The sequence below is a fragment of the Paraburkholderia sejongensis genome (genome assembly GCF_020880815.1).
GTDB lineage: Bacteria > Pseudomonadota > Gammaproteobacteria > Burkholderiales > Burkholderiaceae > Paraburkholderia > Paraburkholderia sejongensis.
The window spans coordinates 166305-184582 of sequence record NZ_JAJITD010000014.1 but is presented as its reverse complement, the minus strand read 5'-3'; the positions used below and the strand labels follow the sequence as shown (position 1 = coordinate 184582).

Below are 18278 nucleotides of genomic sequence, written 5' to 3'. Positions count from 1 at the left end.
CGAATACCTTGGCGCGGCACGAACATAGCCAGCTCGCAAATCATGGCACCGTTCGTACTCGCGATGCCACGCCTTCAGCGAATTCTTTGTCGGGTAACCCAGCTGTCTGATGGTCGCCCTGATCCGCTTGCCCAACTTCAGATAGAGATGAACTGCTCGAATGCGGTCTTCGTACGAGTACACGGACTACCTCCAGGTAGTCCAGGATTTTGTCCGCACCCCCCCCGCGCCCAATGCACCCGCTCCCGAACCGGCCGCCGCAAACGTCGCCCCCGAGCCCGCCGCTTCACCCGCGGCGCTGGCCATCGCACCGATCGCGGCGGAGGCTGCTCCAGCCGCGCCAATCGAGATCACGGTCATCACCGTCATCATGAAAACGGTGCCGAGCACACTCATGCCCTGGTCTGCCACGACCGACGTGTGCAGGTTGTCGTTCACGGAAGACTGCGTGAAGTTGCCCGCGAGCTGCGCCTTCAGGTTCGCCAGCAGTTGCGCGCTCGCTGCATCGTTCGCGCTGCCGTCGGCGTTGACCTGCTGCAGTGCTCCGCCTATCTGGTTCAGCGTATCGACGTTGAGCTGGTAGTTCGCCGCGGTCATCAGGCCGCCCTGCTGCACTACTGTTCCCGTCGTCTCCGTCACGCCCGCGCCGCCGGCCAGTTTCTCGTAGATGGCGCCGACGTTGGTCGAACGCTGCTCATTGGTCAGCGAGCAGGTGCTGATGCTCAGGTTCTCCGCGCTGACAGAGCCGGTGTTGAGAATGCTGTTCGCGTAGTTCAACGCGACATTCGTGCCGCTAATCGTGCCGTCCGCATTCACAGTCGCGAAATTCTGCGGCAGCAGCACTTCGGGCATCAACGCCTGGACGGTCGGGCATGCGCCGTTACCCGTTGCCGTACAACCCGGCTCGGGCACCGTCTCTTCGACGTACCACAGCATCGGCGCATCGATCAGTGCGAGCTGCGCCTGGCTCAGCTGCGTGCCGAGCGCAACGTTGTTCTGCTCCGCATACTGCAGCGCAGCGCCATACAGCGCCGCCGTGTCGAGGTTGTTGACCGTCTGTTGCGTCTGGCTGTCGGTCTGCGCCGGCAGCGCGTAGAAGCTCGACTTGCCCGTCGCCTGAAGCGCCGCCTGCTCCACCTGCTGTGCCTGCGTGTACGGGTCGTAGTAGAACTGCGTCGTAGCGGGCTGCAGACTCGCGGGGAGTGCCGCGAGCAACGCGGCGGGCGACAGATCGCCCGTTACCGCCGACGCCGGGTTATTGAGCAGATACGTCACGTTCAACTTCTGCCCGGCCACCGTCGTCACGGTCGTGCCCGTCGGAACGCTCGTGCTGCCAACGGCCGGTGCGACCGGCTTGCCCACGGTCGTCACGCCAATCGGCGAGTAGGACGGCAGACCCGCGGCCCCCGTCACGGAGACCGGCTGACCCGCGAGGTTCGTCACCACACCCGCTGCGTTGACGGTCGTGGTCGCCGTAGACGGCACCGAGGGCGGTCCCAGTGTAATTACCTGACCGGCCACCGCCGGCGGTGGGGTATAGGCATTCGGGTTCGTCAGGCCATTGACGAGCGTGGAGCCCGTCAGATTCACCGTCTGACCGATGACGTTGCCCGTATTGGTCAGCGTCGGCGAGTTCACCGCGAGCGTGTTGCCAGCCTGGATCGTCCCCGGCACGAAATTCGGCAGACCGGCCGCACCCGGCAACCCCGCCGGATCCTGCGCCTGCGCGCTCTGGTAAGCGCCGCCGTAAAGCGACGCGCACAGCGCGGTGTTGCCCGCGCAGCCCCAGGCCGCGAAGTTCGCATCGTAATACGACAGGTTCGCGTGCCAGTACGCGTTGAGATACTGGTTATCGCTCGACGCCGCCGTCGTCGCATTGATCGTGACGTTGTTCAGACCCGTCACGAGGCTACCCGTATTCGCGAACGTACCCGCGCTCAGGTTGACGTCATGATTCGCCGTGATCGTCGCGGGACTGGCCGACTGCACATCGACATACGCCTCGCAGTTCGACGAGCAGCCCGTGAACGGCTTCGCGCTGCCATAGTTTTCGTGGACCTGCACCGGCGCCGCGATCGTGTTCACCAGACGCGCTGCATTGATATCGACGTCGTTGCCAGCCGCGATCGCTCCCGATGTATTCGTCACGCTCGCAGCCTGCGTCAGGTTCGTCGGCGTGCTCGAGCCATCGCCTGCGCTTGTACCCGCACCGCCGATCACGACGTTTCGTCCGGCGACGAGGTTGCCGTAGTTATTGCCGACCGCGTTCGCGGCGATGACGATATCGTTGCCCGCCGTGACGTTCGCGTTGATCTGCTGGTAACTGTAGGTCTGCGAAGCGTCGTTGGTCGTTGTCCCCGCTGTACAGCCGCTATAGCCGGCCGCACAGCCCGCCGTGGTCGTCATCGTGCCGGTGTTGGTGCCCTGGTTCGTGAAGCTGTTCGCGGTGATGTTCACGTCGTTCACGGCAGCGATCGTGCCCGCGTTCGTGAGATCGCCGCCCGCGAGATTCACGTTGTGACCGGCCACGATCTGACCGGTTGGGCCCTGCACCGTTACCGACGACGAGGTCGATACCGGTGTGACGGCTCCGGGCGAATAAAGCGTGATGCCCGGCGGCGCAATGTAGTAACCGGACGTGTAGGGCCCGACCGCCATATCGCCGAAGTAGTTGTTCCAGATCGAAATCGTGGATGGCGCAGCCGCGAGGAACGTATTCAGCGACGCGAGATCGACGCCGTCGGTCACCGTCGAGCTATACGTCGAGCCGCTATTGTCGAGCGACTGCACATTGATGTTGGCGTCGTTGCCCGCGCTGACTGTCCCGCCTTTATTGTTCAGGCTGCCCGCACGCAGATTGAGATCATGGCCCGCGGCGATCACCGAACTGGCACCCGGCACACCGCCGGTCGTGGTCGTCGTTTCGGTCACCGTTGGCAATGCGATCGTTTTCCTGGCGATCGCCAGACCCGCGTTATCCGGCGTTTCGACAAACCACAGGTTCTGCGTGCCACCGGATGCCGTCGGAACCGCAACCTGGACAAACGTCACCGTGCCCGAGGTCGACACCGGCGGGCTGCCCGGCAGCAGCGTAAGAACCCCTTCCGTGACACCTGTCGCGGTGCCGTTAGCCGATAGCGCGTCCGCGAGTGTCACCTTTTGTGGCGTCGAGGTGATATCGCAACAGAAGCCATTCTCGGCACCGTATATCGTAGCCTCGTCAAGCGTATCGGAGCCGACTACGAGTGCCATGAGCAGCGCCGGATTTTCGATGACCGTCGTCGTAGTCGTGGTCGCGCCGGAACCCGACGCGCCGGAATTGATCACGTTTGCTGCTGTCAGCGTCAGATCGTTGGTCGCCGTGATCGAACCGCCGCCATTGGTGAGGTCGCCCGACAGGTTGATCACCATGTTGCCGCTGCCCGCCGAGCCGGTACCGGCCCTCGTCGTACCGTTCGAATTGTCGTAACTCGCGCCGCTGATGGTGAGACTGTTCAGCGCCTCGACGACGCCCGCGTTCGTGCCCGAACCGTTCAGGGTGAACGCGTCACCCGCCTGTACGGTCGCGCCAGCCTGATTGGCGAGGTTGCCATTGATCGTCAGATCCTGCGCGGCAATGGTGCCGCTATTGGCGACGGCGCCGTTGAGCGCGAGCGAGCCTGCCGCCTGCCCAATCGTTCCGGTATTGGTTATTCCCTGGGAAGCCGAAACAGTCACCTTCGTACCCGGCAGTGTCCAGCTTCCGCCGTTGTCGATCGCCGCCACCGACAGGTTCAGCGCATTACCGCCGTTCACCGTGCCGAAGGTAGCAGACGATAGATCGACGGTCTGCTGCGGCAGATTCAGGGTCACGCTGTTCTGTCCGAGGATCTGCCCATTCGTGTTGACGAAAGTGCCGTTAGCACCCGTCACCTTGACCGTCACGTCCCCTGTGGCAGCGGTCGGGTTATTCACATCGCCCGCAAAAATGACACCGTTGCTGTTGTCGAGCACACCGCTCGTCAACGTGAGCGCATTGGTTGCCATCAGCGCGCCGTTGTTAGTCGTGCTGTTCGCGACCGACACGTTCACTGCCGGTCCATATACGGTGCCGCTGTTGACGAGGTTGGTTGCATCGATGTTCGCCGCGGTCAGCCCTGAGAGCGCGCCGGTATTCGTCACTGTCGACCCCGAGACGTTCAGCGTACCCGCGGCCATCTGTGTGCCGGCGGTCGTCACCATGCCACCCGCGAGCGTCGCGTCGCCGAGGTACGCGCCCGTGCCGATCGTGGTAAGGCTTTGTGAGCCCGTCGCGCTGTAAGTGCCGCCGATCAGCAGATTGCCGGTCGTCACCGTCGCCCCCGCGAGCGTCGCTGTACCGTTCGCGCTGAGCGTACCCGCCGAGGTGTCGAGGTTCTGCGCCGCGGTCGCCGTCAGGTTGCCGCCCACTCCGACATCGTGCGTGCTGATGTTCGCGCCGGTGAGCGTCGCATTGCCCGACGCGCTGGTCTGGCTGTCGAGCGTCAAAGCCTGCCCGGCGTTCAGTGTCGCGTTGCCGGCTGTCGACACTGCGCCACTGGCCGTGAGATTTCCGCTCCGCGCATTCAGGTTCAGATCACCTAGCGCCGTGACGTTGGTCTGCGCATTCACATCCGTGCCGGCGCTCACGCTCAGGTTGCCGCCTGTCACTACGTCTCCGCCGAGCGTAGCGCTGCCATTCGTGGCAGTCACGTTCGCGTTGCCAACCGCGGTCACAGCGCCCGTTGTCAGGTCCCGGGCCGCGGCGACGCCCAAGTCGTTGCCTGTCTGGAGCGCGCCCGTCAGTGCGATGCTGCTGCCAGCAGTCAGCGTGGTGTTGTTCGCGACATTGATTGCACCGTTGCCGGTGAGATTGCCGCCGGCATTCACCGCAGCATTGCCATTTCCGTCAGCTTCGAGCCCACCGTTCAGGGCGACGTTACCGCCGGCGTTGACGGTCGTGTCGCCGCCACTATGGAGCGCGCCGGCAACCGTTGCGTCTTGCGCCGCGTTCACCGTGATCGCGCCGGGACTCGACAGAGTCCCCTCCACCGCCACGGCGCCCGCGCCCGAACCGATCGACGCGTTGCCCCGGCTGTACACGGTGCCGCCGAGGTTCACGCCCTGTTGACCGCTCGCGTCGAGCGTGCCGACGCTGACGACATCGCCGGTCGTGGCAAGGGTGCCTGCCGACGCCGACAACGTCATGTTGCCCAGCGACGCCGCCGCACCATCGATCGAAGCATTGCGTGCTGCATCGACCGCGAGCGTCGCGCCCGCGGTCACCGCACCGGCGAGCGTGGCGTCGCGTCCGGTCGTCACGCTGACCGAGCCCGGTGCCGTCAGCGTACCGTCCAGCGTGGCATCGGCGCCTGCGCGCACGCTCAGGTTCGTGCCCGCCTGCACACTGCCGCCCATCCGAACATTCTGGCCTGCTGCAAGCGACACGGCCCCGTTCGCCGAAGCGACCTGGCCCTGCCCGGTGATCGAACCATTCGCCGCGGTAACCGTAACCGGTCCCTGGGCCTGCACCGTACCGCCGAGCGCGATGTCTCGCGCGGCCGTCGTCGCGATTGCTCCGTTGCTCTGCACGTTGCCTGAAACGGATACGGAACCGGTCTGGGCCGTGATCGCCGTGTCACGGACCGCCGCGACCGAGCCGTTGACCGTCGCGTGACGCGCGCCAGACAGGGCCACCGTGCTGCCGCCCTGAACTGCCCCGTTGATCGTCAGATCACGTCCGGCGGTCGCCGCAATTGTGTCGGGAGCGGTCAGCGCCGAATTGACGGTCAGGTCGCCGGTTCCCGTCTGCAGGCTGATCGCGTTTGCGGAGAGCGAGCCCAGCGCCATCGAATTGCCTGCTACAAGGCTGGCCTGCCCGTTCGCGCCCACCGACGCCGCATTCAGGTTGTTTCCGGCGGTGAGCACGACATCCCGCCCCGCCGAGACACTGCCGGTCGCGTTGATGTCGCCCGCGGCATTGACGGTGTAGTTCTGGTTCGCGAGACCTGTATCGCCAATCGTGACCTTGCCGGCGCTCGTGAGGCTCACGTTCTGGTTCGCAAACGTCTGCCCGACCGTGATGTCGCCGTTCGCATTCACGCTCAGGTTGCCGGCGGTCGCCGCCAGCGGCCCCTGCATGTTCACCCCTTCGCCTGCCGCAGTCGAGACGATATAGATCTGCCCGGCGGTAACCGAACCATATCGACTGGCATCGACCGCGATCGCACTGGCCGGACCCGCGGCGATATTCGAGGTGGCGTAGCTCGTGCCTGAGTTGCCCGTCGTGCCGGGAATCACTGTCTGGTTGCCCGTGATTACGTTGACAGTCTGGTTCGCATGCAGCGGCGCGTTCAGCGTCACCGACTGACCAATCAGGTCGATATTGCCCACCGTCCCTTCGACACCAGTGCCGGGACCGTTCACGCCTGCGGGGCCTTTGATCGTCACGTTGCCAGAAGAAACGCTATACGCCACCGCGCCCGCATTCGCGAAGCTGGTGGCGCCGCCGCCCGCGCCAGTGATGAACTGCGGCACCCCCGTGGTCAACACGAGCCCCGGAGCGTTCGTCAGAGAAAGTCCGTTGACCGACAGACCGTTGGGGTTGCTGATGATGATCGAGGCGGGCGACCCGAACACCTCGAGCGGACCTGCGAGGATCGACGACGCAGTCGAGGTAACCTGATTCAGGATCGTCGTGGCCGCGCGCCCGTTCAGATTTGGATTCCCGCCGAGCGTGCCGCCAAGTAGCGGCGTACCCGGCATCGGGCTGTTATTGAGCACGAGGCCTGAACTGTCGACGTTGAACGAACTGTACTGGTTCGCGCTCAAGCCGTTCGCGTTAGGCGCGGCGATATTGACCGCTGCCACGCCGGTGCTGGTCTGCGTGATGGTCGGCCGAAATGAGATCGGCGCGCGGGGATCGACGATCGGTGCGGCCTGTACGGTCGCCTCGGCCAACAGCAGGGCCGGCGTGAAATACATCACGACCACCATGATCCACGCCGTTGCACGCATCCACTGAGGCCGACGCGCACCGTCATCGCAGGATGGCGCCGCGAAGCGTCGCTCAGTCCATGCACCGAAGCGCGCGAGGTCGCGTTGCAAGAGGCGTGCTGCGAGAAGGTGCGACTTGAACCCCATACCCGTTTCTAATTCGTTATCGTGGTTATTTTTTTGATTGCGGTTCCACACTGCCTTTCACACCCACCGAATCATCGTGAGGCGGAAAATAGCATGACATGTCGCCAGGAGAAATATCGATGCGCGGGAATTGACAATAATTCACCGAATTTTATACAAGGCAGAGGAACTGTGAATTCCATACGCATAGATTTAATAATTATTTTTATGATGGGACAATCTCGGCACAAAGCTGCGCCAGCCCGGCACACCATGCGCTTGCGTCAATTCATAACCCAGTCTCACTTCGCGTCAGATCTAATCTGGATTAGATCAACCTCACACCTTCTCACCAGACAGACCGGAGAATAATCATTTAACCAATAAACGATTTAAATCAAGGTTTTAAACGACGAAAAGCCCAAAAAAATCGATTGTTTCGATGAGTGACCTGTTTCAATCGACGCGCCCACTCCCCAACCAGATAACCCGTCAAGCCAACTGTCGTCGCGACGGGTTTTAACCGCAAAACCCGTCGCCAGCCTCCAAACCTGCCGCCCCCGCTTCACTCCACCCGCTGCAACACCGTCCACACCGGCCGCGGCCCTTCCGCCTTGCCGGTGATCGGCGGCTTCGGCAGCTTTGCCTCGCCCGCTTCGATCCGGAACTGATGATCGAGTGAATACCACGCGCCTTTGACATCGGCGTCGGGCGCCGCTTCGTTCTCGTGCAGCACATAGTTGCCGATCAGCGCTTTCGTCACGCCGAACTGCACGTCGGTCTCGAGATTCGGATCGTCGCTCGAATACACTTGCGAGAACTGCGTCTTGAAGCCCGGCTTGTAGATCATGAAATGGATATGCGCCGGGCGCATGTTGTGGCGCCCCTGAGCGCGCAGCAAGTCGCCGACCGGCCCCGATAGCGGAATCGGATAGCCGGCGGGCTTGATGCTGCGAAAAGAGATATGGCCGTCGGCGTCGGTGGTGAATTTGCCGCGAAAATTCATCTCGGCCTGGCCCGGGTCCTGATTCTCGTAGAAGCCCTCGGCCGACGTGTGCCATACATCCACTTGCGCGCCGGCGACCGGTTGCCCCGCTGTATCGCGCACCCACGCATTCACGAAAATCGGCACGCCCGGCGATTCGCAGCGCACGATCGAGCCGCCATTGGGTGTAACCGGTGAATCCATCCGCCAGAACGGTCCCATCAGGTTCGCGGTCGTTTCAGTCTGGCCGGCGTCGCCGTTGTTCAATAAGCAAACCAGCGACGACAGACCGACCGAACCGCTCGCGAGCACCACTTCGTTATGCGATGCATTCGACAGCTGACCCAGCTTAGCGATATATCCGCACACCTGGTGAAACTCGCCCTCGGTCAGTTTCGCGTCGCGCGCGAAATCGTGAAGATGCCGCACCGCCGCGGACATGATCTCGCGAAATCGCGGGTTGGGCGCCCGCTCGATTTCCGCCAGTACCGCGCGCGTCACGTCCTGCTGACTTCCGATGATCATCTGTGTGTCCCCTCTCGTTGATGCCCGGCGCCGCGCCCGCTATTCACAAGCGGTAGCCGCTGCCGCGGTCCGTTTGGACCGGATAGTGCGCGCCGCCGGCAAAGACCGTCCAATACCGATTTCGGTCAAGCCTATACCGAATCGGTATGACTCGAAACCAGACCGATTTGAGCGATGCGAGTTTGCGCGAGGTGTCACGAGTATTGCCTTATGCAATATCGCTATTCGTTTCATTGCATTGCGGCCGGGAACCAGCACTCGTATCTTGCACCGTGATTGCGAGCTCACGAACGGCGCCATGCCCGGGATGGCTTTCAATCGACAAGCGTCGCGCGATGCAGCCTTCGAAGCTGCGCCGACATACTTAGAATCAGGAGACATTCATGCAGACAACACGGCCTTCCCACGCGAGCAGCAGGGGCGATCTCGCCGATGCCCGCGCCCGCAAACAGGCGAGACGCGCGACGGCCAGCGGCTGGATCGGTTCGGCACTCGAGTACTACGACTTTTTCATCTACGCACAGGCCGCCGCGCTGATCTTTCCGCAGATCTTTTTCCCGAAGGGCAATCCGACGATCGCGATCGTCGCTTCACTCGCGACCTATGGCGTCGGCTACGTCGCCCGCCCGATCGGCGCATTCGTGCTCGGTCACTGGGGCGACACGCATGGCCGCAAGACGGTGCTGCTGATCTGTATGTTCCTGATGGGCTTTTCGACGATGGCCGTGGGTCTGCTGCCGACCTATCAATCGATCGGCCTGCTCGCGCCCGCGCTGCTCGTCTTGCTGCGACTGGTACAGGGCTTCGCGGTCGCCGGCGAAATTTCCGGTGCCAGCTCGATGATCATGGAACAGGCACCGTTCGGTCGCCGCGGCTACTTCGCGAGTTTCACGCTGCAAGGCGTGCAGGCCGGCCAGATTCTCGCCGCCGCGGTGTTCCTGCCGCTCGCGTACTACATGCCGCAAGACGCGCTGCTGTCGTGGGGTTGGCGTATCCCGTTTCTGTTGAGCGCATTCGTGCTGCTGGCCGGTTACATCATTCGTCGCGAGGTCGATGAAACGGCCGCCTTCGCGAAGGAAGACGCAAGCGGCAAGGTCGCACGCGCGCCGATTCTCGAAGCGTTCAAATACAGCTGGCCGGACATGACTCGCGTGTTCTTCATGGCGTTCATGAACGTGATTCCGGTGGTCGCGACGATCTTCGGCGCCGCCTATGCGGTTCAGCCGTCGTACGGGATCGGCTTTCACCCGAGCGTGTATCTGTGGATTCCGGTGGTCGGCAATATCGTCGCGGTGATCGTGATTCCGTTCGTCGGCAATCTGTCCGACCGGATTGGGCGCAGGATTCCGATCATGTTTGGCGCGCTGTCGTCCGGACTGCTGTCGTTCGCGTATCTGTACGCGATCAGCATCCACAACCTGCCGTTCGCGTTCGTGATGTCGATCCTGATGTGGGGTGTCGTCTATCAGGGCTATAACGCGATCTTCCCGAGCTACTATCCGGAGCTTTTCCCGACCCGCTTCCGCGTTTCGGCCATGGCGATCGCGCAGAATCTCGGCACGACGCTCACCGCGCTGCTTCCCGCTCTGTTCGCGGCGGTGGCGCCCCCCGGTTCGCACAATGTTCCGCTGCTGATCGGCTCGCTCACCTTCGGCGCGACTATCGTGTCCGCGCTCTCGGCATGGAGCGCAAGAGAGACGTTTCGCGTGCCGCTCGCGGAACTCGGCAACCGGAGCGCGGTGCCGCTGTCGAAAGAGCACTATGAACAGTTGCGCGAGCAGTCGTTGAGCAACGCCGATCTCGCCGGTACGGCGGTCCAGCCGCGCTGACGGGCTGCGCGCCGGCGCGGCGCTGCTGCGCCGCGCGTGGCGCGATGTCCGAGCGGCTATCGCGCGATCTTCGGCGCGCGGCGCGCGACAATGGTCGCCATCCCGCTCGCCGCGATCACGCCGATCCCCAGCGCGGTCGCCGAGTCGGGCACGCGGCCGAAAATCAGCCAGCCGAGCAGCGCCGCGAATACGAGTTGCGTGTAAGTGAACGGCGTCAGGACCGACAGCGGTGCGCGCCGCAGCGCTTCCAGCAACGTGATCTGCCCCGACGTGGCGAGCGTGGCCATCAGCAGCAGGAGTGCCCAGCTCGACCACGGAGTGAGCCGAACCTGCGCGAGGAGCGCGGCCTGATCGGCGAGCGCGAGGCACGTCAATGCCAGCGTCGCCAGCAGTGCGGTCAGGAAATTCGTCGCGAATGCATCGCCGCCCTTCGACAGCCGGCTCGACACCACTTGAAGACAGGCAAACGAGATTGCCGAGCCGATCGGAAAACAGACCGCCCACGAAAAACCATCGCTGCCCGGCCGCACGATCAGCAGCATGCCGGCAAAACCGGCGGCGACCGCCACCCATTGCGCGAGCCGGACCTGCTCGCCGAGCAGCGTCGCGGCAAGCAGGGTCGTGAATAACGGCGCCATCATCGCCAGAGCGGTCGTGACGGGAAGCGGCAGATGTCGCAAGCCGGCAAAGGTGCAGGCCGAATTCGCCAATAGCAGCATCGCGCGCAGGATCTGCAAGCGCATCGGTCCGGCGAAACGCAGCGGCCACACCGCGCGCTTCACCAGCAGGGCACCCAATGTCAGTGCCTGGAACAGATATCGGAACCACAGCATGGCCAGCAGCGGCATCGTCGTGCCGATGAGTTTGGCCATCGCGTCGCTACCCGCGAAGATCGCGGTCGTCATCAACATGACGACGACGCCCGCTGCAACGCCGTCGCCCACCACGCGGGTCAGATATTTCAGATGCCTTCTCCCGGCTGCCGGCTATGCCGGATCGTGACGAATAGCGCGCGGCGCTGGCGGTATCGCATCCGTTCGATCACGCGGCCGCGCGAACGGCCGCCCGCAGCCCGAGCAGATAACTGTCGACACCGAACCCGCAAATCTGGCCCTTCACGATTTCCGCGAACACCGACTTGTGGCGGAATTCCTCGCGGGCGTGAATATTCGACATATGAATTTCGACCACCGGCACGGTCAGGATCGCGAGCGCATCGCGAATCCCGTAGCTGTAGTGAGTCCACGCGCCGGCATTGATCAGCACGCCATCGACCTGGTCGATGAACCCCTGATGAATGCGCAAACACATGTCGGCTTCGCTATTGGTCTGGTAACTCTGCACGGCGACGCCCAACTCCTGCGCCAATGCGTGAAGTTGCGCGTCGATATCGTCGAGCGTCGCGGTCCCGTACTGAGCGGGATCGCGCTTGCCGAACATGTTGTGGTTGATGCCGTGCAGCATCAGAAACTGTTTCATCGTGGGTAGACGGTAATGATTGATCAGTCGAGCGGCACGGTGAGCCGGTCGATCACCGCGCGCGTGTCGGGACGCACGCCGCGCCACCATGCGAACGCTTCGGCCGCCTGCTCGACCAGCATGCCGACGCCATCGGCGACGCCCTGGATGCCCGCGTTGCGCGCGAGCCGCAGGAACGGCGTGAGACCCTTGCCGTATGCGAGTTCATAGGCGGTGCCGGCGGGGCTGAACACGCCGGGCGGCACCGGCGGCAACTGCCCGGTCAGGCTCGCGGAAGTCGCGTTGACGACGAGATCGAATGACCCCATCGCCTCGAGCTCGCGATAACCGCAAGCGCGCAATGACTGGCCAGCGCCCACCTGGGCGACCAGCGCCTCGGCCTTCGCGACATCGCGGTTCGCGATCACCAGCTGCGCGGGACCCGCCGCGAGGAACGGCAGTAGCGCGCCACGCACCGCGCCGCCCGCGCCGAGAATCAGCACGCGCTTGCCCGCCATCGGCCGCTGCAGGTTCGCTTCGATGTCGCGCACGAGGCCGACGCCGTCGAAGTTCTCGGCAATGATCCGGCCGTTCTCGAACTTCATTGCATTCACTGCGCCGGCGAGCGTCGCTCTCTCACTCCGTTCGTCGGCGAGTTCGAATGCGTGGAGTTTGAACGGCGCGGTGACGTTCATGCCTTTACCGCCTGCCGCGATGAACGCCTTCACCGTTTGAGCGAAGCCTTCGCGCGGCTCGAGCGGGCCTTCGATCGCGGTGTATTCGAGCGCCTGCCCGGTAGCTTCGGCAAACAGTCCATGAATCAGCGGGGATTTCGTATGGCCGATCGGATTGCCGATCACCGCGTATCGATCTGTCATCACTGCCCCGCTTTCGAAAACAGCACACCTTCGGCCTGCATCGCATCGATCTCGGCCGCACTGAAGCCGAGCGACCGCGCGACTTCCTCGTTGTGCTGGCCGAGATCCGGACCGACGTCGCGAATCGACGTGTCGCAATCGGAGAAGCGGAACGGCAGATTCGGCAGGCGCAGTTTCCCCAGCCGCGGATGCTCCTGTTCGATCACCATGCCGCGCGCGACGATCTGCGGATCGTTGACCACTTCGTCGATGCGCTGCACTTTCGCGCTCGGCACGTCGACGCTATCGAGCAGCGCCAGCACGTCGGCGACCGCGCGCCCGGCAACCCACGGCTTGACCACCGCGAGGATTTCTTCGCGATGGGCGTTGCGCCCGTTCAGATCGTGGAACCGGGTGTCGGTGCCGAAGCCCGCCGGGCCGCCGTGTTGCTCGACCAGCGCGGCAAAGCGTTTCCACGAATCGTCGACCTGCGCGGCGATCACCAGATCGCCGTCCGCCGCGCGAAACACCCCGTACAGCGTCGAGGTCGGCATGTCGTGGCCGGTCTGCTCGGGCAGCACGCCCTGCATCGTGTAGCACTGCACCGCGTATTCGTGCATCGACACCAGCGTGTCGTACAGCGCCATATCGATATGCTGGCCGCGCCCGCTCTTGACCCGGCCGAGCAGCGCGGCGTTGATCGCCGCGACCGCATGGATGCCGGTGTACATGTCGCCGAGCGAGATGCGCATCAGCGGCGGCGGTTCGCCGGGATTGCCGATCATCTGCATGATCCCGCTCTTCGCCTCGGCGATCAGGCCGAAGCCCGCGCGATGCGCGTCCGGTCCGGTATGACCGTAGGCGGAAATCGAGCAGTACACGAGGCCCGGATTGCGCCTGGACAGCTCCGCATAGCCGAGCCCGAGTTTCTCCAGCGCGCCGGGCCGGTAGTTCTCGATGAACACATCCGCCGAATCGCACAGGCGCTGCATGAATGCCTTGCCGCGCGGATCTTTCATGTTGACGCTGACGCCGCGCTTGCCCATGTTCAACTGCAGGAAGTACGCGCTGGTCTGGTCGTCGAGAATCGTTGCGTGCTGACGGCCGGCGTCGCCGCTGCCGGGACGCTCGACCTTGATCACTTCGGCGCCGAGCGCCGCGAGACAGCGGCCCACATACGGACCGGCCAGAAAATGGCTGTAGTCGACGACGCGAATACCTTCGAGGGGACGGGCTTGCATCAATTCGCTCCCGGACGGCGCGGAATCATCAGCCGGTGTTCGCCGCGCTGGACTACCTGGCCATCCTGATTGATCAGTTCGGACGGCAATACGACGATGCCCCAGCCGGGACGGCTATTGCTCGGGCGCATGCTGCCGACGCGAAACTTTACATGCAGCACGTCGTTGACCTTGATCGGCAGCAGAAAGTCCCACGTCCAGCCGAGCGACATCCCCGGCAGAAAACGATAGTCGCTCTGCGTTTTCAGGCCATCGGCAATCGACAATCCGAACAACCCATGCGCGACGATCGAACCGAAGTGGCTCGCGTTCGCGTACGCCTCGTCGACGTGCACCGGCGTGTGATCGCCGGTCAGATCGGCGTACGCGAGGATGCGCTCTTTGGTGACGGTGTAGGTCGGGCTCACGCACTCGTCGCCTTCCTTTGCGTCGTCCCAGTACTTTTCGATGATGGTGCTCATGCTCACGCCTCCGCGCGTGGGTTGATCGACAGCGCCTGTGCGACACACGCGGCGGGTTTGGCCTGAATCAGTTCGACCGCGAGTCCGTCCGGCAGACGCAGCCAGTTGCGGCCCTGCGGCATCTCGCTGACGCCGAACGCCTGCGCGGCGGCGAGCGCCGCTTCGAGGTCCTCGCACATCACGCCGAGATGACCGAGACGCCCTTCCGGCCCTTCGAAACGCGGCTCGCTGATGAACTGCAGGCCGCCGAGCGTCCAGTACTGGCGCGGCTCGTCGGGAGTGCCGTCGACCTCGCGCATCGTCATGCCGAGCACTTGTTCGAAGAAGCGGATATGCCAGTGAATGTCCTTCACCCAGATCGCCACGTGCTCCAGGTACGCTTTCGTGCCGCTCATGCCGCCACTCCCTGTTTCTGACGGTCGCTCATCGCCCGTTCGACTCCCTTGATGCAGGCGACCAGCGTTGCATTGACGGGCGTCGGCACGCCGAGCCGCTCGCCCCAGCGGACCACCGCGCCGTTGATGAAATCAATTTCGGTAACCGAACCTTTTTCGAGGCTTTGCAGCATCGAGGTTTTGAACGCGGGCGACAGCCCTTCGGCCGCCATCGTCCACGCGTCCTCGGCCTTCTTGATGGAGAGCGTGACGCCCGCGGCCGTGGCGGCGGCCATCGCTTCTTCGATCGCCGCCAGCGAGGTGGCCTTCAGGACCGGTTCTTCGTAGAGTTGGCCGTACGTCAGACCGGTAATGCCGGTGATCGCGCCGGTGGCGACGTTGATGAGCAGCTTGTCCCACATCGTGCCGAGGATGTTGTCGCTGACCGACGTGAGCAGGCCCGCGCTGTTGAACGCTTCGGCGATCGCGCGCACCCGCTCGGTCACCTGACCGTCGAGTTCGCCGATGATCGTCAGTTTGCCGCTCACGCCCGACTGGATATTCCCCGGCGCCTTCAGCACGCCGCCGACGTAGGTCTTGCCCGCCAGCACGCGCTCGCGGCCTACCACGTCGCTCAGTACGTCTTCGTGCCCGAGGCCGTTTTGCAGCGACATCACGACGGTTTTCGGACCGACCAGCGCGAGCGCGCCGCGCATCGCCGCTTCGGTGTGGAAGGATTTGACCAGCACGATCACGAGATCGACTACGCCGACGTCGGCGGGATTAGTCGTCGCGCGAACCTTGACCTGGCGCGAGCCGTTCGTGTCGTCGACTTTCAGGCCGTCGCGGCGCATCGCATCGACGTGCGCTTCGAAGCGGTCGACCAGCCAGGTTTCGTGGCCGCCTTCGGTGAGAGCGGAACCGATCGCGCAGCCGAGCGCGCCAGCCCCTAGAAAAGCGATTTTCATGGTGTCTCCGTGAATATGACGACCACGATACGAGCCACCGCTCATTTCGGCAATGCAATGGATTTAATAGCGTCATTGCACAGTGCAATGAGCAAAACGAAGTTTGTGCGATGCAGCGGCGCTGCCAGCTCAGTCGAACCGCTTACCGGCCGCTACAGAACAGATCCGCGACGACGCCGCGCAGCCAGCGATTGCCCGCTTCGTGATGATATTTCGCGTGCCAGTGCTGCCGCACCGCAAAACCGTCGACTGCCACCGGGCACGCGTGAACCGCGACATCGTGCGCTTGCGCGAGGGTTTCGCCGATATTGCGCGGCAGCGTGGCGATCAGATCGGTCGTCTTGATGATTGCGCCGAGCCCGAGAAACGCGGGCAGTTCGAGCACGACGTCACGCTCGATGTTCGCGCGCAGCAACGCCTGATCCAGTAATTGCGCGCCGGTGCCCGCGGTAATCACGACATGCCCCTCCGCGCAGTACTGCTTCAGACTCAGTTTCGCACGGATGCGCGGGTGATGGCGATTGGCCAGACAGACCCAATCCTGCAGGTACAACTGCTGCTGATACATGCCGCCGCCGAGCCACGGCACATGCCCGATCGCCAGATCTGCCTCGCCCGACTCCAGCGCGCGCTCGGTGTTGCCGTCGATCCGCACCGCCTCCAGACGAATGCCCGGCGCCTGCGCCCGCACATGCGCGAGCAGCCGCGGCAGCAACGTGACGTGGCTCGCGTCGGTCATGCAGATGCGAAAACGCCGTTTCGCGGTGGTCGGATCGAACGCGATCTCCCACGCCGCGAAGCGTCGCAGCGATTCGAGAATCTCGCGGCATGGGCCGATTAGCGCGTCGGCCTGCGGCGTCGGCGTCATCCCGCCGGGCGTGCGCACGAACAGCGGATCCTGCAGATGCTCGCGCAGGCGCCCCAACCAGATGCTGACCGTGGGTTGGCTCTGCCCCAACTGTTCGGCGACGCGCGTGACGCTGCGCACGTCGTACAGGAGGTCGAAAAGCTGCAGCAGTTTCAGATCGGGGAGTTCGGCGGGGTTCATGGTGGGATCGCGGGTTATTGCTTTGTATTGCAGCACGCAATGCCTCCAGTATAACCATTGCGATTTTCGCCAGGCCGCCGGCGTCGTTGTTCGTGATGTCTTTATCGATCGCCCACCGCTTGCGCCGCCCCCGGTGCACTGCGCTATACTCCCCGCCATGAACACGAAACCGGCCCTGCTGAACACCCATCGTTGGTGGCGCGCCTAACCCAGGCGGCCCGTTTCTTTACGCATTTTCAACAAACGTGATGCCGCCAGTCAGGGCGGCATTTTCGTTTCTGCGCGCTCGCGGCTGGTGGTGTCGAACCTGCGGAACCTCGACCCATGACGCTCGCGAATCGACCGACCATCCTCACCGGCGACCGGACCACCGGCCCGCTGCATCTGGGCCACTACATCGGCTCGTTGCGCACCCGCGTGCAAATGCAGCACGAAGCCACGCAGTTTCTGCTGCTCGCGGATACCCAGGCGCTGACCGACAACGTCGGCCGCCACCAGAAAGTCACCGAAAACGTGCTCGAAGTCGCGCTCGACTACCTCGCGGTCGGCATCGATCCGGCGCTGACGACGATCCTGATCCAGTCGCAGGTGCCGGAGCTGGCCGAGCTGTCGCAATACCTGCTGAACCTCGTGACCGTCGCGCGTCTCGAACGCAATCCGACCATCAAGGAAGAGATCCGCCTGCGCGGTTTCGAGCGCGACATCCCAGCCGGCTTTCTGACCTATCCGGTCAGCCAGGCGGCCGACATCACCGCGTTCAAGGCCACGCACGTGCCGGTCGGCGACGACCAGTTGCCGATGATCGAGCAAACCAACGAACTGGTGCGCAAGTTCAACAACACCGTCGAACGCGAGGTGCTGGTCGAATGCGAAGCGGTGCTGTCGTCGGTTACGCGGCTGCCGGGCATCGACGGCAAGGCAAAGATGAGCAAGTCGCTCGGCAACGCGATCACGCTCGGCGCGACGCCCGACGAGATCACCCGCGCGGTCAACAACATGTACACCGATCCGCAGCATCTGCGCGTCAGCGATCCGGGCCGCGTCGAGGGCAATGTGGTGTTCGCGTTTCTCGATGCATTCGAGCCGGATGTCGCGAAGGTCGACGAGCTGAAAGCTCACTATCGGCGCGGCGGACTCGGCGACAGCGTCGTCAAACGCGTGCTGAACGAGCGGCTGCAAACGCTGATCGAGCCGATCCGCGCGCGCCGAAGCGAGTACGAGGCGGACCGCGCCGAGGTCCTCGCGATCCTCAAGCGCGGCACCGAGCATGCGCGCGAAGTGGCGGCCGCCACGTTGGCCGACGTGAAGGGCGCGCTGGGTCTGAGTTACTTCGCGCAGTAACGACGAACATGCGACGAACACGCGCACGCCCGGCCGCAACGCCGGGCGCCGCGCACGTCAACCCCGCACGTC

Annotated in this window: 12 protein-coding genes and 1 pseudogene; 2 read left to right on the top strand and 11 right to left on the bottom strand. The window is 63.8% G+C overall.

The features are described from left to right. From LJ656_RS25440 to LJ656_RS25430, 3 genes and pseudogenes are all read right to left on the bottom strand, one after another. A pseudogene (locus tag LJ656_RS25440) lies at window positions 1-183 on the bottom strand (IS3 family transposase); the annotation flags it as partial. Between the two features lie 3 nt (window positions 184-186). After that, window positions 187-6993, bottom strand: a complete 6807-nt coding sequence (locus LJ656_RS25435) for a two-partner secretion domain-containing protein (RefSeq protein WP_230512283.1) — start codon at window positions 6991-6993, stop codon at window positions 187-189. A 691-nt stretch (window positions 6994-7684) separates the two neighbouring features. After that, the gene (locus tag LJ656_RS25430) at window positions 7685-8629 is read right to left on the bottom strand and encodes a dioxygenase family protein (RefSeq protein ID WP_230512282.1); all 945 of its coding nucleotides are present in this window, start codon (window positions 8627-8629) and stop codon (window positions 7685-7687) included. Window positions 8630-9012: 383 nt separating this feature from the next. On the opposite strand from LJ656_RS25430, the gene LJ656_RS25425 reads away from it, so the two are divergent. Continuing rightward, on the top strand, window positions 9013-10458 hold the full coding sequence (locus LJ656_RS25425) for an MFS transporter (RefSeq protein ID WP_230512281.1): 1446 nt from the start codon (window positions 9013-9015) through the stop codon (window positions 10456-10458). Window positions 10459-10514: 56 nt separating this feature from the next. On the opposite strand, the gene LJ656_RS25420 is transcribed toward LJ656_RS25425, so the two are convergent. The 8 genes from LJ656_RS25420 to LJ656_RS25385 all read right to left on the bottom strand — a co-directional run bounded on the left by LJ656_RS25420 (window position 10515) and on the right by LJ656_RS25385 (window position 16865). Next, entirely contained in the window at window positions 10515-11369 is an 855-nt protein-coding gene (locus LJ656_RS25420; RefSeq protein WP_230512280.1) for a DMT family transporter, read from the bottom strand. Window positions 11370-11499: 130 nt separating this feature from the next. Further along, window positions 11500-11937, bottom strand: a complete 438-nt coding sequence (gene aroQ / locus LJ656_RS25415; protein WP_230512279.1) for a type II 3-dehydroquinate dehydratase — start codon at window positions 11935-11937, stop codon at window positions 11500-11502. A gap of 23 nt (window positions 11938-11960) precedes the next feature. After that, a complete protein-coding gene (gene aroE, locus LJ656_RS25410) occupies window positions 11961-12794 on the bottom strand; it encodes a shikimate dehydrogenase (protein ID WP_230512278.1) in 834 nt (277 codons plus the stop codon). Next, window positions 12794-14014, bottom strand: a complete 1221-nt coding sequence (locus LJ656_RS25405) for a CaiB/BaiF CoA transferase family protein (RefSeq protein WP_230512277.1) — start codon at window positions 14012-14014, stop codon at window positions 12794-12796. Before LJ656_RS25405 ends, aroE begins: the two co-directional genes overlap by 1 nt. Beyond that, entirely contained in the window at window positions 14014-14475 is a 462-nt protein-coding gene (locus LJ656_RS25400) for a MaoC family dehydratase (protein ID WP_230512276.1), read from the bottom strand. Before LJ656_RS25400 ends, LJ656_RS25405 begins: the two co-directional genes overlap by 1 nt. A 2-nt stretch (window positions 14476-14477) precedes the next feature. Further along, window positions 14478-14870, bottom strand: a complete 393-nt coding sequence (locus LJ656_RS25395; RefSeq protein ID WP_230512275.1) for a VOC family protein — start codon at window positions 14868-14870, stop codon at window positions 14478-14480. After that, complete coding sequence (locus LJ656_RS25390; protein WP_230512274.1) at window positions 14867-15817, bottom strand: ketopantoate reductase family protein; 951 nt, start codon at window positions 15815-15817, stop codon at window positions 14867-14869. The genes LJ656_RS25395 and LJ656_RS25390 overlap by 4 nt, the downstream gene beginning before the upstream one ends. A gap of 142 nt (window positions 15818-15959) precedes the next feature. Then, window positions 15960-16865: a LysR family transcriptional regulator gene (locus LJ656_RS25385; protein ID WP_230512273.1), complete on the bottom strand. Its 906-nt coding sequence runs from the start codon at window positions 16863-16865 to the stop codon at window positions 15960-15962. Between the two features lie 324 nt (window positions 16866-17189). Here LJ656_RS25385 and trpS point away from each other — a divergent pair, with 324 nt between their 5' ends. After that, complete coding sequence (gene trpS / locus LJ656_RS25380; protein WP_230512272.1) at window positions 17190-18206, top strand: tryptophan--tRNA ligase; 1017 nt, start codon at window positions 17190-17192, stop codon at window positions 18204-18206. Window positions 18207-18278: the final 72 nt, after the last annotated feature.